This window comes from Chitinophaga sp. LS1 (genome assembly GCF_034274695.1).
In the GTDB taxonomy this organism is placed as follows: domain Bacteria; phylum Bacteroidota; class Bacteroidia; order Chitinophagales; family Chitinophagaceae; genus Chitinophaga.
Genome location: NZ_CP128362.1, coordinates 46364 through 60763, shown reverse-complemented (window position 1 = coordinate 60763; position 14400 = coordinate 46364). Strand labels below are relative to the sequence as shown.

Annotated in this window: 14 protein-coding genes; 11 read left to right on the top strand and 3 right to left on the bottom strand. The window is 37.9% G+C overall.

Annotated elements, in window-relative coordinates; translation table 11 throughout:
• Positions 1–89 precede the first annotated feature (89 nt).
• Positions 90–3263: a chemotaxis protein CheB gene (locus QQL36_RS00270; protein WP_321568532.1), complete on the top strand. Its 3174-nt coding sequence runs from the start codon at positions 90–92 to the stop codon at positions 3261–3263.
• 139 nt (positions 3264–3402) lie between these two features.
• Here QQL36_RS00270 and QQL36_RS00265 read toward each other — a convergent pair whose 3' ends face one another.
• The 3 genes from QQL36_RS00265 to QQL36_RS00255 all read right to left on the bottom strand — a co-directional run bounded on the left by QQL36_RS00265 (position 3403) and on the right by QQL36_RS00255 (position 6812).
• Entirely contained in the window at positions 3403–3840 is a 438-nt protein-coding gene (locus QQL36_RS00265) for a DUF6265 family protein (protein WP_143708930.1), read from the bottom strand.
• Positions 3841–3903: 63 nt separating this feature from the next.
• A complete protein-coding gene (locus QQL36_RS00260; RefSeq protein ID WP_321568531.1) occupies positions 3904–4719 on the bottom strand; it encodes a helix-turn-helix transcriptional regulator in 816 nt (271 codons plus the stop codon).
• 206 nt (positions 4720–4925) lie between these two features.
• Complete coding sequence (locus tag QQL36_RS00255) at positions 4926–6812, bottom strand: glycoside hydrolase family 97 protein (protein WP_321568530.1); 1887 nt, start codon at positions 6810–6812, stop codon at positions 4926–4928.
• Between the two features lie 741 nt (positions 6813–7553).
• Here QQL36_RS00255 and QQL36_RS00250 point away from each other — a divergent pair.
• The 10 genes from QQL36_RS00250 (at position 7554) to QQL36_RS00205 (ending at position 14276) form a co-directional block, all read left to right on the top strand.
• Positions 7554–7814: an SDR family oxidoreductase gene (locus QQL36_RS00250; RefSeq protein ID WP_321570575.1), complete on the top strand. Its 261-nt coding sequence runs from the start codon at positions 7554–7556 to the stop codon at positions 7812–7814.
• Positions 7815–7860: 46 nt separating this feature from the next.
• Positions 7861–8319, top strand: a complete 459-nt coding sequence (locus tag QQL36_RS00245; protein ID WP_321568529.1) for a hypothetical protein — start codon at positions 7861–7863, stop codon at positions 8317–8319.
• 240 nt (positions 8320–8559) lie between these two features.
• The gene (locus QQL36_RS00240; RefSeq protein WP_083725292.1) at positions 8560–8901 is read left to right on the top strand and encodes a type II toxin-antitoxin system RelE/ParE family toxin; all 342 of its coding nucleotides are present in this window, start codon (positions 8560–8562) and stop codon (positions 8899–8901) included.
• A gap of 1 nt (position 8902) precedes the next feature.
• Complete coding sequence (locus tag QQL36_RS00235; RefSeq protein ID WP_321568528.1) at positions 8903–9808, top strand: XRE family transcriptional regulator; 906 nt, start codon at positions 8903–8905, stop codon at positions 9806–9808.
• 122 nt (positions 9809–9930) lie between these two features.
• A complete protein-coding gene (locus tag QQL36_RS00230) occupies positions 9931–10293 on the top strand; it encodes a HipA domain-containing protein (protein WP_083725296.1) in 363 nt (120 codons plus the stop codon).
• Between the two features lie 30 nt (positions 10294–10323).
• The gene (locus QQL36_RS00225; RefSeq protein WP_083725298.1) at positions 10324–10509 is read left to right on the top strand and encodes a hypothetical protein; all 186 of its coding nucleotides are present in this window, start codon (positions 10324–10326) and stop codon (positions 10507–10509) included.
• Between the two features lie 247 nt (positions 10510–10756).
• Entirely contained in the window at positions 10757–11629 is an 873-nt protein-coding gene (locus QQL36_RS00220; RefSeq protein WP_321568527.1) for an alpha/beta hydrolase, read from the top strand.
• Positions 11630–11912: 283 nt separating this feature from the next.
• The gene (locus tag QQL36_RS00215; RefSeq protein ID WP_083725302.1) at positions 11913–12527 is read left to right on the top strand and encodes a hypothetical protein; all 615 of its coding nucleotides are present in this window, start codon (positions 11913–11915) and stop codon (positions 12525–12527) included.
• 1 nt (position 12528) lies between these two features.
• A complete protein-coding gene (locus tag QQL36_RS00210; RefSeq protein WP_321568526.1) occupies positions 12529–13263 on the top strand; it encodes a DUF3307 domain-containing protein in 735 nt (244 codons plus the stop codon).
• A gap of 245 nt (positions 13264–13508) precedes the next feature.
• On the top strand, positions 13509–14276 hold the full coding sequence (locus QQL36_RS00205) for a VOC family protein (RefSeq protein WP_083725306.1): 768 nt from the start codon (positions 13509–13511) through the stop codon (positions 14274–14276).
• Positions 14277–14400 lie beyond the last annotated feature (124 nt).

Genomic DNA, 14400 nt, shown 5'->3' with positions numbered 1-14400 from the left:
GAATGGCTTTTCGGAATGTTATCCTACCTTAGGTTACAACCGCTCAGCTTTCTAAATCTACATCTGGTTACACGTTAAAAGATATTTCAATGGTTACCATAGAACCCCATCATATTATTGCCATTGGCGCTTCTGCTGGTGGTATGGAGGAGATTAACACAATCTTTGATAATACTCCATTGGACGGTGTTGCATATATAATTGTCCAACACCTTTCAACGGATTTTAAGAGCAGGATGGTGGAGTTACTTGCCAGACATAGCAAATTGTGGGTGCAGGAAGCTGAAAACGGAATGAACATCCATGCCAATCATGTTTACCTGATTCCCAATGATAAGTTAATGACCATTCGGAATACCCGGCTATACTTAACCGGTAAGGAAAATGAAAAGGCGCCTCATCTCACAATCAATATTTTCTTAAATTCTCTTGCTGCCAGTCATGGCAAGAGAGCCGTTGCCGTTGTACTCTCAGGATTAGGTGCGGATGGTACAGATGGCATTGTCGCAATAAAGCGGGCTGGTGGTCTGGTGATTGCCAGAGAACCATTGACTTCAAGATTTCCCGGCATGCCTTCAAATGCAATCGCCACCGGAATGGTTGATTTTGTATTAGAACCTCCTGCTATGCCCGAAGTGATCGAAGATTACGTATTGCACCAGCGTGAACAGGAAGTAGGGATTCAGGAAAATGAAAATACCATTGTGACAATTATAGATTATATAAAGAATCAATTGCCACTTGATTTTTCAGATTACAAACTATCTACCCTCCTTCGCCGTACCAAGAGAAGAGCTGCATACGCTAATTTTATTACACTGGAGGATTATTATGATTTTCTGCGTACAAGCCCTGCTGAGGTAGTGACCCTGGCCAAAGATTTTCTTATCAGCGTTACATCTTTTTTCAGAGACGCAGAAGCCTTTGAAATAATTGAAAAAAGTATTCTGCCAGATCTGCTTTCAAGGCTTAATCCCGGTGAAGAACTTAAGATGTGGATTGCTGGTTGTGCTACAGGCGAAGAGGTTTATTCAATGGCGATACTGATAAAAGAACAGTTGACCGGCCCCTACAAAAATATCACTGTAAAACTTTTTGCCACAGATCTTGATAGTGCCGCTTTATTATATGCGGGCAAGGGGCTTTATCATTGGAGTAGTGTAAAGGATCTCTCCCCCGAAAGATTGCAGAAGTATTTTCTAAAAGAAAATGAAAGCTATAGGATAAATCCTCTGATACGCCAAATGGTGATATTTGCACAGCACGATCTGGTGAAAAATCCTCCTTACTGCAACATGCACTTCATCAGTTGTCGGAACCTATTGATCTACATGACTCCCTTTTTGCAAAAGAAGGTATTTTCAATGCTGCTCTTCGGAATTAAATTCAATGGCTATCTGTTTTTAGGTTCGAGTGAAACGCCTAATTCCATTATAAGCCACCTGGAGGTGATCAGTAAAAAGTGGAGATTATATAAAAACATCAGTGAAAAACGGACCATTAATTTCGATTCAATTTCAATACCAGAATCGCTGGGTTCGTCTACAATCGCGCCTGTTCGTGAAAATACCGGCAGGAACAAAGGATATAATGTAGCAGAAACTATAAATGATATGCTGGCGAATGAATTGGATTACCTGGCTGTATGTATAGACGACAACTATCAGGTAGTCAAGTCATTTGGTAATACTACCAAATACCTGCTGCAACAAAACTTTAATTCAAACCTGATGCAATTGCTGCCAGAACACCTGGAACTTGCATTTAATACATTAATAAGTCAGGTATCTATAACAAATAAGAAAATTGGGGTCAAAGGTATTCCTGTCGACGTCAATGGTGAAAATATTTCTGTTAGCCTCACCATCAGCCCAATGCAGGCAAAAAAAGGAAATCCTGTATCTTATTTAGTCATCTTCAAAGAAGATGCAGGCGGATATGACGTTAATAAAGATTACCAGGTATTCGATGAACAGGCTTACAATATAAAGTACGTTTCAAACCTTGAGCATGAATTGAAAGAGGTCAGGGAAAGACTTTCTGCAGCCTATGAAAGAATTGATGCTTACAATGAAAATATGCAATCCTTCAACGAAGAACTCATTTCATCCAATGAAGAAATGCAGAGTACGAATGAAGAAATGCAATCCGTCAATGAAGAACTGCATACTATAAATGCCGATTACCAATTGAAGAATAAACAGTTGCTTGAAATTAATGATGATTTGAACAACTATTTCAGAAGTAATATCAATGGGCAGATATTTTTGAATGAACAACTTGAGGTAATGAAATTTTCCCCTGTTGCGGTAAAACTGATCAACCTGCAGGAGGCTGATATCGGAAGGTCAATTAGCCACATCTCCACTAATATTAAACTGAGTACTATTATAGATGATGTAAAGAATGTACTGAAGGATGGACTCGAAGTGACCCGGGAAATTGAAACCAACGCCGGTCATTGGTACCAAATGATGATCGTGCCTTATATACAACAGGCAGAAAACAGGTGTAATGGTGTGGTTGTTTCTTTTAATGATATTACCGCGCTGAAAAAGGCGAAAATTGAATTGGATGAAAAAAATGAAAGTTTGCTACGTATAAATGCAGATCTGGACCATTTTATTCATATGGCATCACATGATTTATTGGATCCCCTGAATAATATAGAATCAAGTATAGCATTGATGAACCTGATGGATAATGAGAATTCAGAATTGATGGAATTTATACAAATTATCAATTCCTCCATTAAGAAATTCAGCTTATTGATAAAGAATATTAGCACGATAGCCAAAATGGAAAACGATTTGACGGATATGGAGCGGGTTGATATAGGAGACGTGATCAGTAATATTGAATGGAGCCTTGAAAAAAAGATCAAAGATACGCATGCTGCAATAACAACAGAACTTGACGTAAAAGAGATATCCTTTTCTCACAAGAATCTGAGGAGCATATTATATAATCTCATTTCTAATGCTATGAAGTTTGCAGGTCAGGACGAACCGAAGATTCACGTTCATACCAGGCAGGAAGGGAAATATATTGTCATCAGTGTAGAAGACAATGGAATAGGTATAACTAAGGATGGAATGAGGAAGATATTCACTATTTATGGCAGGCTAAACCTGCATGTGGAAGGACATGGAGTAGGTTTATACCTGGCAAGGAAAATTATAAATGCATCAGGTGGAGAATTGAAAGTTGAAAGCACGGTTGGTAAAGGAAGTAAATTTACCATTTATCTAAATTGCTTTTGAGGTAGATTTCACACCATAATGATTACAAACAATATTCGGTAGAAGAAGTACATACTGATGACCCTTTTACAACGGTGGTGATAGAGGCTGTTTGATACGCACTGCTATCAAACCGAAAACACCGACATTATGGCCGATCTTACTGCACTTTTCTCATTGGAAAGATCTCTTTGCGAAGCCGTCCGTCCACCATTCCCGAAATTTCAGCTATCAGGCTATCCGCATCCAATTTTCTATAAGTGATGATTTGAGGGAAATCATGTTCAGAATTTTCAAACACGAGCTGGTTATCTGATGTTTTTTTTAATGCAAAACGCACCGGCTGTCCATTGTTTTGATTTTTTACAGTAGGGATATAATACAATTGATGTTGGTCCGCTATTAACCGGATGGTTTCAAATATCAATGTATCTTTTCCCTTCAGCATATAGCTTTTGCCGCTTAGCTCCTTCGATGATTCCCTTTTCCAGCTTTCGTAAATAATTCCTTTGGATGTCTGACTTTCCCAGGTACCTATCAACCAGGCGGCTTTGTTAATGGGTCCGATAAAACATATGGCGATTAATAATCGTAACATAGGCTTCAATTTTATACGAAGGTGCGAAAAAAGCCGGTGTGAAAATTGTAAAAAAGCGACAAGTCATCCTTTGCCATACAACAACGCCGACATTTTAAGGTTATCGTTGTAATACTGTTTCGGGGTATAGCCCGTCAGTTGCTTAAACTCTTTTATAAAATGTGACTGGTCAAAATAATTTCCTTCATAGGCTAAGGCTGTAAGAGAAGTCTCTTTTCCGCTAATAAGTTTTTTAAATATATTATTTAGTCTTATTACCCTGGATAATTGTTTGGGGCTCATGCCTACGTCTGATAAGAACCTGCGCTCCAGCCGTCTGCTTTTTATCTGACTTTGTCTGGATAGTGCTGTTACAGATAATTGACCATTGGAATGCCAGATCGCTTCTATCAGGGACCTGGTGATGTGGTCGATTGTTTCAGCAGTTGCAAGGCGATTGGTGAGAAATTGTTCTACCTCTTTGATTCTTTCGGATACACCAGGAGCGTTAAGGATTGCCAGTTCTACATTTTTTCCATCATTACCGAAAAGTCTTTCAAGTGGGATAGCTGAGTTTTCCATTTCGGATAAAGGCAAGTGTGTAAATGGAGAAAAACCATCCGGATGGAAACGAACTGAAAAAATACCTGTTTTGCCAGTTGCGACTATTTCAAGTGGACGGGTTAATTGCCCGATTACAAAGCACCGGGGTTGTAAAATAATGTTGCCATCTTCCAGGTATTGCTGGTACAGATCCCCGTAATGAAAAATCATTTCCATACAGCCATCAGGTACGATGGTCTGTTTTTGTGTGAAGCTACCTGCAGGACCTTCCAGGGTCCAATAACATTGTATCATAGGATCCAGGTCGATACCAGCTAAATAGGTTTGATATTGCATGGTGTAAATTTATGCTACTTTTTATTGTGGGCTTGCAAATGTTTGTTAGCGGGGGGCTTTGGTCATTGAGAGATAGTATAACGAGGATGCGCTAGCAAGTATGGAAAAACAATAAAAGCCTTCAGGTGAAAAATCTGAAGGCTTTTATTGTTTTTTATACTCGTATCCCCTGTAATATCAACAGTGCTATTGCCTGTAAGAGCCCTTTACATTTTAGCTGTAAACCCTCCACCAGGTGCCAGTCTAATAGTTAAGACATCTTTAGGAGATAAGAATTTTGTTTCTCTGTTAATGCTAGTATTAGTAAGGGTGTCATAAACAAGGGTTGCTTTTGTTTTTTTAGACAGAAAAGATAGCGGGATTTTTACTTCCCTTTCAGTCGTACCATTCATTATTCCAATCCACCAGGTATCTCCTTTACGACGTGCAAAAGCAACGACTTCACCCATTTGGGTACATGGAAGCACCCTGGTTTCATCCCAGGTGGTAGGAATCGTCTGGAACAGATCAAACATGGGGCTATCAAGATAGAATTTATACTGGTCACAAAAATGTGTTACCGGCGAAAGATAAACAATCGCCTGGGCAAATTCATGTGCCCATGTATATTTTGCGGTGGTCAATTCTGCGGGATTTAAGATGACTGGCGTAATATCGGCCGCACCTGCCATCAGTCGTGTGAAGGGCAGGCAAACATCTTGCTGGAAGGGCATTACCCGGTCATACCTTGACATGTGGTATTCATTACCACGTACAGCCTCCCTTGTGATATCATTTGGATAAGTACGTCTCAATCCGGTAGGTTTTACACTGCCATGAAAGTTCAGGAGTAATTTTAATTCGGCGCAATCCTCCATCGTTCCTACATACCACTGCATAATATTTGCTGTTGCATCAGGGATAAAGTCAATTTTTATCCCGGAGGCACCTATCGCCTTTATCTTTTCCAGGTATTTGTGCCGTTCTAAAGCATTCCTGCATTCTTTTGAATCTACCCATACTATTGATTGTACCCCCACGCTTTTGCCATAGTCGATCACTTCTTTTAATAATGTCCACTGATCTTTCCCATCTTTTCTCCAATCACGCCAGCCATCGTCTACCAGGTAGTATTCCCATTTTAACTTAGCAGCGGCATCGTACCAGTTTTTTTGGTCTTCCAATTGTGGAGCACCAATACTCCACCATTGCCATAAACATCTACCAGGTTTTACCCAGGAAAAGTCACGTCCTTCTTTAGGGGGTGGGCACACATTCATCAGCAGATCAGCATTCACCAGGCCATTCAAATTTGGGGAAATGATCGTCGTCCGCCATGGGGTTACTTTTTGCCCTTTATATGAACCATCCGGAACAGAAGGGCTATTTTCTGCCAGGTGTTCAAATTGCCAGCCATCTTTTGCAAAGGGGAAATATGCTTTTAAAACATGCCCATTGCGTATGAATGACATATCAGAAAAGGTTTCGCAGTCAGCCTCCGAAATTGATAGATATCTTCCGGATACTTCAAAAGTAAGCGGCCCCATTATTGGCTGGTTCTCCGGAACCTTATTTAATGATGTTACATGGCTCAACTCTTCATACGATTGACTGAATCCTGACCATGCTATGTTTGTAGTATTTTCAGGAAGATTCCATGAGGTAGATTCACTATCAATATGCCTGGTTCCAATGGGAATAGTATAACGGATCGCTACTCCATCGTCATATACTCTTATAATAAGATTGAATTTCTTACCTGCCGCTTCCAATGGAATACTTGTTTCATTTGCATGATTAGTGACCAATGAATGATTCCCAAAAATTGAATACCTTTCATTGAGCGAACTTACTTCGGGCTTTCCAGGCATGGTTGTTTTATAGCCTAAATCTATATGATCAACGGTTAGTCCTAATGGAGACGTATTAATAACTTTTACATTCCCATACAGGATAGAGTAGGAAAGTCTTTCATTTTCAATAAATACGTGAACGGAAATTTGTTTGTTCGGACTATTGACCTGAATTTCATTTCCCTGTTTGTTAGCATTAACAGTAGTTGTGCATATTCCCCACATTAGTAAAGTTAAAAGACCTTGTTTCAGGTATCGCATATCATCTGATTTTATTTTTAGTTGAAATCCTATTTATTCGATTTAATACAAAGCAGTTTAAAACTGTTAGGAACAATAAAATGTGTTTAAAGTCATGACCATTATCCTCGATGTTTAATCAAATACAACAGCTTTGATTTTAATACAATTCAATATTAATATCCCTGGCGATTATAATATTGGACATATGAAAAATCCATTACCACTAAAGTCAATATTACAGTGACGAAAAAGATTTAACACATTAAAGAAATTGAGACCCTAATTTTACATCAGCAAATATGATTAAATCAAAAGAAAATTAATCTAAGGTAAATATTTACAGCAGACAGCAATCATATAAGTCAAATGTGAGGGAAGCATAAAGTGTAAATTGTTTCATCCCTGATTAATTCTATAAGTAGGGGAAAATACACAATTTTTTATCAACTTAATAATCTAACCTTCCGGTTTGCAGTGAATGAATTTTTCCTGTAAATAGCCTGCTGATAAGGGATTAGACAGAATGGTGGAATTATTATGGCGGGAAGAAGTGTTCTAATTTAACCACGATTAATACTATTTTATCAACAATTAATTTGTAAGGTACCTCCTAACGTTAGTCCTCCGGAATAAGACAATGGTGATCAAAATATTTGTATTGTTATAGCGGAGGCAGTTTCTTTACACGCAATTTTTGGGCTACAACATAAATAGATTTGGCTACATCTGTCTTTGAATTGTTGAGGATCTCTTGAAGACCTGGACAGACTTTACAACATTGTAAAAAGAGAAAAAGGCGCTATTGATATCGTTGTTGCCAATGCGGGTTTTGTGGAAATGTCGGATACTGCTAATGTAACGCTGGCGCATTTTGACAAAACTTTCAACATCAATGCACGTGGTACATTCTTTTCCGTGCAAAAAGCATTGCCGCTTTACAATGACAATGGCGCAATTGTCGTGGTGTCTTCTGCTATTGCAGTAAAGTTTGCTGGTCGTATTTTTCCCTGCCAATACTAAAATCCAATAAGAAATAATTATTTTAGTGACTAATCCATACCAACTTATGAAGCATTTTTTTTGTTTTCTCTTCCTGCTCTATACAATACCCACTTTAGGACAAGCATCCTTTCCCAAAGGTTTTAAATTAATAGAAGGCGACAATATGACCGGAGAAGATGATAGATACTCTAATGGAAAAGATGTTTTCCAAATGCATTTTTATTGGAGATCCTATGATGGGGATTTCACCTGGAACGATGATAAATATAGGCAATACATTGCAGAAGGTATTGGATACCCGGTATATCAAACAAAGGATAGTCTCTTGTGGGGAACGGGGAAAGTAAATGGATATTACTCTTATGTAGTAGTAGATTGGAACGGGGAAATATTTGAACTTTTTTCCAAAGAAAATGATGCAGACTTCGCTAACTATTCGAAATGGCTGATTTCTTCTATAAGAGAATATCGTAAAAAAGGGAAAAAGTTCATGTTTGCCAGGAGGTTCCGTTTGATTTCATAAACTGATGCTCAAATACCCTACATGAATAATTGCCTTCAGGTGGATAGTCTGAAGACATTTTGAGGCGCTTATAATAGCGAAATTATATGGAAGAAGCCTTCAGATCTTAGTCAACTTGTCCACTAGTATGTTATTTTTTTACAGCTTCTGTAATTATATATAGGTGCCAAATAGGAAAACCTTTGCCTATAATTTTAAATTAACTTACATTTTCTGTAACCTAAAATAACTATATTTGTAGTGGATATTACATTTGCAGATAGAAAACTGGAAGAACTGGCGAACAATGATAAAAACCGCCTGAAGGTGTGTGGTAAACTGCGGGCTAATAAAATCAAAGAGAGGCTGGTGCAATTATGGGTCGCTAATAACCTTGAAGAATTAAGGCACTTACCAGGCAATTTTCATGAGCTTAATAATGATCGGAAAGGAGAATGGGCTTGCGATCTGGATCAACCTTATAGGTTGGTGTTTAAACCTCATAATGAGCCAATACCCACAAACAAGCATGGTCAGTATATTTGGATGGAAATCATAGGGATAGAAATTTTAGAAATAGTCAATTATCATAAAAAGAAATAATATGGTAAAACAGAATCAGTACTTTCCACAATCAGTTCCTCATCCAGGTGAAACCTTGAGGGGAAAGCTGGAAGAAATGATGATGGGGCCGAAAGAATTCGCGCTTCGCACAGGAAAGCCTGAAAAAACCGTCATTGCCATAATCAAAGGAGATAGTTCTATTACCCCTGACATGGCTGTTCAATTTGAAAGTGTTACCAGGATACCCGCTAATTTTTGGATGAACCATCAAAGACATTATGATGAATTTCTTGCAAGAGAGAAAAGACAAATAGTTATTCAGTCAGCAATAGGATGGGCAAAGCAATTTCCTTTGGCTGAAATGATAAGGAAGGAGTGGTTACCGGCTGCAACCACCATTCAGGAAAAGACCATTGAGATGCTTTCTTTTTTTGGCTTCTCTAATCACACAGCATGGGAAGACTATTATTTTAATCAACAATTGAAAGTAGCTTTCCGGATTTCGCTTGCACAAACAATTGAACCTTATGCTATATCTGTATGGCTTCGCAAAGGTGAATTGCAGGCAATGGAATTAGAAACAAAAGATTATTCAGAAAAGAAGTTTAAGGAAGCATTAAAAAAGTTGAAATCAATCAGTGCAAATTCCACTGAAAAAAAAATTGGCCAAATACAAAGAATTTGTCTGGAAGCTGGTGTTAAAGTAGTGTATACTCCTCGTATTAATAAAGCTCCTATAAGAGGAGCTACCAGATGGTTAAATGATACTCCTTTCATTCAATTAACAGAGCAAAATAATGAAAGTTTCTGGTTTACATTCTTTCACGAAGCAGGACATATTCTCTTACATGGGAAAAAGGATATCTTCCTGGAGAAAGTAGAATATTCCGACAAAGATCTCATCAAAGAAAAAGAGGCTGATGAATTTGCCCAAAAATGGATATAGCATATCCAATATAGCTGGCAAGTAATTGTTTTAAATGGATGATAGTAAATTATAACAAAAAAGTCTTCAAATCTTTTGACTAGAAGGCTTTCTAGCCTGTGGGTAAAGTTTACTTGGAAACCATGCCAGAACTGAATCTGGACAAACAACTTTTAAAAGATCTGGCAGAAAAGACTATTAGCAGACATATAGCCATAACAGGTATACAGCCTAAGTTATCGGTTACACTGGAAAGGGTTAAAAGTCGGAGCAGACTTACAATCGTAGGACTATGGGGTGAATATATATTGAAACCTCAACATGAGCAATTGACAGCCATGCCAGAAACAGAAGATCTTACGATGCACCTTGCAGAAGTATTTGACATCCTCATATGTAATCATACGCTGCTCAGAGCAACTGATGGAAACCTTGTTTACATTGCCAGACGTTTTGATAGAGTAAAGGGGAAAATGGTTCATGTTGAAGTAGGTTACAATAATTGAGTTTATTCACGTTTAAACCTATTTACTTCCATGACTAACGACAAAATGATAGCACTGCCCCAATTCAGAAAAGATTCCCCACATGCTGCTGTTAATCTGGATGATTTATTAATGATTTTTAATTCCTCAAAGGCTGTATTACGGTCACAAACTGAAAATCCTACAATTATGGAGATCATTGAATTTTCTAAAACAGTTGCTCTGACAGTTAAATGAACTGTTTTCCCTATCAGGGCATATTAAGTTGTTGGATGAACAAGTTTAGCTATGATTATTTTGACATCGTTAAGGATTTTGAACATTTTTTAAAGAATCAATAATAATTGATCGGGCAACAAATCGTATTGGTAAAATGTTTTGTCGTGATCTACCCCTAATGTTGTCACTTTTACACAGGTAGAATCCTAAAATGTTTCGCAACTTTGTATTGTCATCAACAATCAAACTAAACTTGAATAAGGTTATGAAAAATTTATTCAACGCAAGAGATCTTATTAAATTACTCCTAATCTCAATCATTATGGCTGCAGCATCTTCATCAAATGCACAACAAATGAAACCTACCGACAGTGGCTACGCACCGGCTAATGGCATCAAAGTTTATTATGAAGTATACGGCGACGGTAAGCCTATCGTTTTACTGCATGGCGCTTACTATACCATTGAGATGAATTGGGGGGAATTAATACCTGAATTGGCGAAAACAAGAAAAGTAATTGCTATAGAATTGCAAGGACATGGGCACACACCCTTTTCAGATAGAAAATTATCACTGGCCACTTTAGCTAGCGATGTGGAGAAAGTAATGGATTATCTGAAAATTGACAGCGCGGATATAGCGGGATATAGTTTCGGTGGTCAGGTAGCCTACCAGTTTGCGATACAAAGTCCTAAACGATTGAAAAAACTAGTCATCATTTCTGCCGTTTATAAAAGTGAAGGTTGGGTAACCGAAATAACCAGTGTTTTTAAAAATATGAAGCCTGAGTTTTTTGCAAATTCGCCGCTGCAAGCCGCTTATGATGCTGTAGCACCAGATAAAACAAAATGGAATAAGTTCCTTGAACAGATGATTGCCTTAGCTGGAGAGCCATTTAATATGGGCGACGACAATATAGCAAAAATCACTGCACCTGTATTAATTATATCAGGTGACAATGATGGCATGGATAAAATCGAATTGGCAAAAACATATAAATTGTTGGGTGGTGGTGTTGCTGCTGATTTGCAACCAATGCCAAAATCACAGCTGGCCATTATTCCCAATCAAAGCCATGTTAGCCTGATGACGCAGACAAAAACAATATTCGGTTATTTAGATAGTTTTTTACAATAACCGATGCAATTGGATTTTGATCATTCGGACGAAATACTATTATCAGGAATTATGCGGATATAAATAAAGAGGAGAAAAAAAATAACATTCTTCGCAATGTGCCTGACTGGTATTATATGTTTGTAAGGAGTAATAGTTCAGGTTCAATTAAATGATTTTATCGGTACAAAAGGCGATAATTTAAATTATCGCCTTTTGTACCGATAAAATCATTTTAATAACCTATATATCGGTTAAATTGACGATATTTTGAAATATCGGTTCAATGAACGATATTTGATGTATGACTAGTATTATTACAGGAGATATTATCAACTCACGGAAAGCTGATCCGGTTATTTGGTTAAATCCTTTAAAGGCTCTTATGAAAGAGTGGGGTAAAACACCAAAAACATGGGAGATATACAGAGGAGATAGCTTTCAATTAGAAATAAGTCAACCTCAATATGCGCTGTTAGCCGCCATTCGCATCAAGGCCTGTATTAAGTCGATAGAAAAATTGGATGTGAGAATGGGAATCGGAATAGGGCAAAAGAGCTATAATGCTCAAAAAATAACTGAAGCAAATGGAGAAGCATTTATTAACTCAGGAGAAACATTTGAAGAGCTTAAAAGATTAAAACAAAATCTTGCCATCAGAAGCCCCTGGCCACAGTTGGATGATGAACTGAACTTAATGTTTCGTCTGGTATCAATAGTACTTGATAAATGGAGTACAGCTACGGCACAAATAGTGGCAGTATCAATGGCTAACCGCACACTATCGCAAAAAGAGCTTGGTGATAAAATGGGACGGACACAATCTACAATTAGTGAGGCTCAGAAACGAGCACATTATGATGAAATTATGGATTTGGTCTCCTTTTATGAAAAATGCATTATAGAAAAAATAAATTGATATGATTCTGCTACTTCAATTCTTTTTAGCTCATATTCTTGGTGACTTTTTTTTGCAAAGCAGCAAATGGGTGGCCAGTAAAGAGTTAAAAAAATGGCGCTCTCCCTATTTATACATCCACATATTCATACATTTTACACTTATTTTATTAGTTACCTGGGACTTGCGTTTATGGAGAGTGGCATTAGTGATTAGTGTTTTGCATCTACTTATTGATACGATAAAATTGCAATATCAACAGCCTGCTACCCAGAGAGCATGGTTTTTTATTGATCAAATCGCGCATTTAGTCGTTTTACTTTGGGTTTGGTCTTTCTATGAACATGTAACGTGGAATTATACTACTATAGTTACCCCCAGAGCACTTATTATAAGCACCGCTGTTTTATTCGCATTAAAACCAGCATCTCTCATTACCAAATTCGCAATCTCGAAATGGACACCAGGTACAAGTGCCAGTTCCAGTTCAACCACAACCGGGGAAATTGAATCTTTAAAAAATGCTGGTGAATGGATTGGGTTCCTTGAAAGGCTAATGATTCTGATCTTCATCCTATTAGGAAAATGGGAAGGAGTTGGTTTTTTACTGGCGGCAAAATCCGTATTTAGATTTGGTGATTTAAAAGAACCCAGGGAAACAAAACTCACTGAATATGTAGTGATCGGAACATTCCTGAGCTTTTTTATCGCTATTCTAACAGGAATTATAACCAGCCAGTTATTAGAGATGCCTTAAGAAGGGCTATGATCGACGAGTTGAATAAAGTCATTATTTTAGAAAAAAGGTTAATCAATTTCGAACGCTTATAAAGTGGATTACAAACATCTCAGAAATTCATAAACATTCATAAAAAAGCAAGACCTGCTCTAAGAGCGATCTTGCTTTTTCACGGGCAGTAGTGACAGGTTTCGAACCAGTCTGTCTAATTCTAAGCTATCTTAATTTTCGGTATCGCTCCATAGTCATCAACAGCAATTATCATGAAAATACATCTCTTCCTCGCCCTTCTCTCGCTATCGCTCACACCTCCTCAAAAAGATTCAGTCATCGGCATCGACCATATCCCCGTCGTTGTCAACAACCTTGACAGTGCTGCCAACTTCTATAAAAAAATAGGATTTATTATCAAGCCCGGCCGGTTCCATCAAAACGGGATCCGCAATCAACACATTAAATTCCCTAATGGCACCGAAATCGAACTCATTACGGCATCACAACCCGTAGATCCACTAACAACCGAATATTGCAATTCCTTAAAACAAGGAGAAGGGCCCGTTTATTTTGGACTCTTCGCCACTAATCCCACGGTATTAACTCAACAAATCGACACAAACAATTTACACCCACTCTTTTTTGGCTCAAGAAATCACTCTCCAACCGACAAACCCGAACATTTCGCCCACACTAACACGGCCTATTCCCTCACCAGTGTTTGGCTCGCTACAGATCACATTCCCACATACGTTCAACTTTTTAAAAAGCTCGGCATACAAGTCAAACAGAAAAAAATGTTCTCAGGAATAACCGCTCAAATAGCAAAATTAAAAGAAGGCGAAGTCATTTTACTCCCTGCTTCATTACAGGTAATCCCCAACCATCAGGTAATAGGAGCAACCGTTCAGGTTACAGATCTGAAAAAATTGAAAACAATCTTACAACAGTCAGGTATCAAAGGCAGTGAAAGTACGAACAGTATATTACTATCCCCTGCACTCACACATGGAATCTATCTTGAATTTAGACAATAGAAAAAGGAGGGTAATTTAAAATAAAAAACAGCACAATATGCTGTTTTTTATTTAACAACTTCGAGGGCTACCGGGGACTGAATATCCATTAAAATCTCGCGACGTAATTTCAATTTTAAGAAAG

Excerpts from the sequence above, each read along its gene's own strand:
- QQL36_RS00270 (WP_321568532.1), top strand. The coding sequence starts at position 90 with ATGGTTACCATAGAACCCCATCATATTATTGCCATTGGCGCTTCTGCT.
- QQL36_RS00265 (WP_143708930.1), bottom strand. The coding sequence starts at position 3,840 with ATGTTACGATTATTAATCGCCATATGTTTTATCGGACCCATTAACAAA.
- QQL36_RS00260 (WP_321568531.1), bottom strand. The coding sequence starts at position 4,719 with ATGCAATATCAAACCTATTTAGCTGGTATCGACCTGGATCCTATGATA.
- QQL36_RS00255 (WP_321568530.1), bottom strand. The coding sequence starts at position 6,812 with ATGCGATACCTGAAACAAGGTCTTTTAACTTTACTAATGTGGGGAATA.
- QQL36_RS00245 (WP_321568529.1), top strand. The coding sequence starts at position 7,861 with ATGAAGCATTTTTTTTGTTTTCTCTTCCTGCTCTATACAATACCCACT.
- QQL36_RS00235 (WP_321568528.1), top strand. The coding sequence starts at position 8,903 with ATGGTAAAACAGAATCAGTACTTTCCACAATCAGTTCCTCATCCAGGT.
- QQL36_RS00230 (WP_083725296.1), top strand. The coding sequence starts at position 9,931 with ATGCCAGAACTGAATCTGGACAAACAACTTTTAAAAGATCTGGCAGAA.
- QQL36_RS00225 (WP_083725298.1), top strand. The coding sequence starts at position 10,324 with ATGACTAACGACAAAATGATAGCACTGCCCCAATTCAGAAAAGATTCC.
- QQL36_RS00220 (WP_321568527.1), top strand. The coding sequence starts at position 10,757 with ATGAAAAATTTATTCAACGCAAGAGATCTTATTAAATTACTCCTAATC.
- QQL36_RS00215 (WP_083725302.1), top strand. The coding sequence starts at position 11,913 with ATGACTAGTATTATTACAGGAGATATTATCAACTCACGGAAAGCTGAT.
- QQL36_RS00210 (WP_321568526.1), top strand. The coding sequence starts at position 12,529 with ATGATTCTGCTACTTCAATTCTTTTTAGCTCATATTCTTGGTGACTTT.
- QQL36_RS00205 (WP_083725306.1), top strand. The coding sequence starts at position 13,509 with ATGAAAATACATCTCTTCCTCGCCCTTCTCTCGCTATCGCTCACACCT.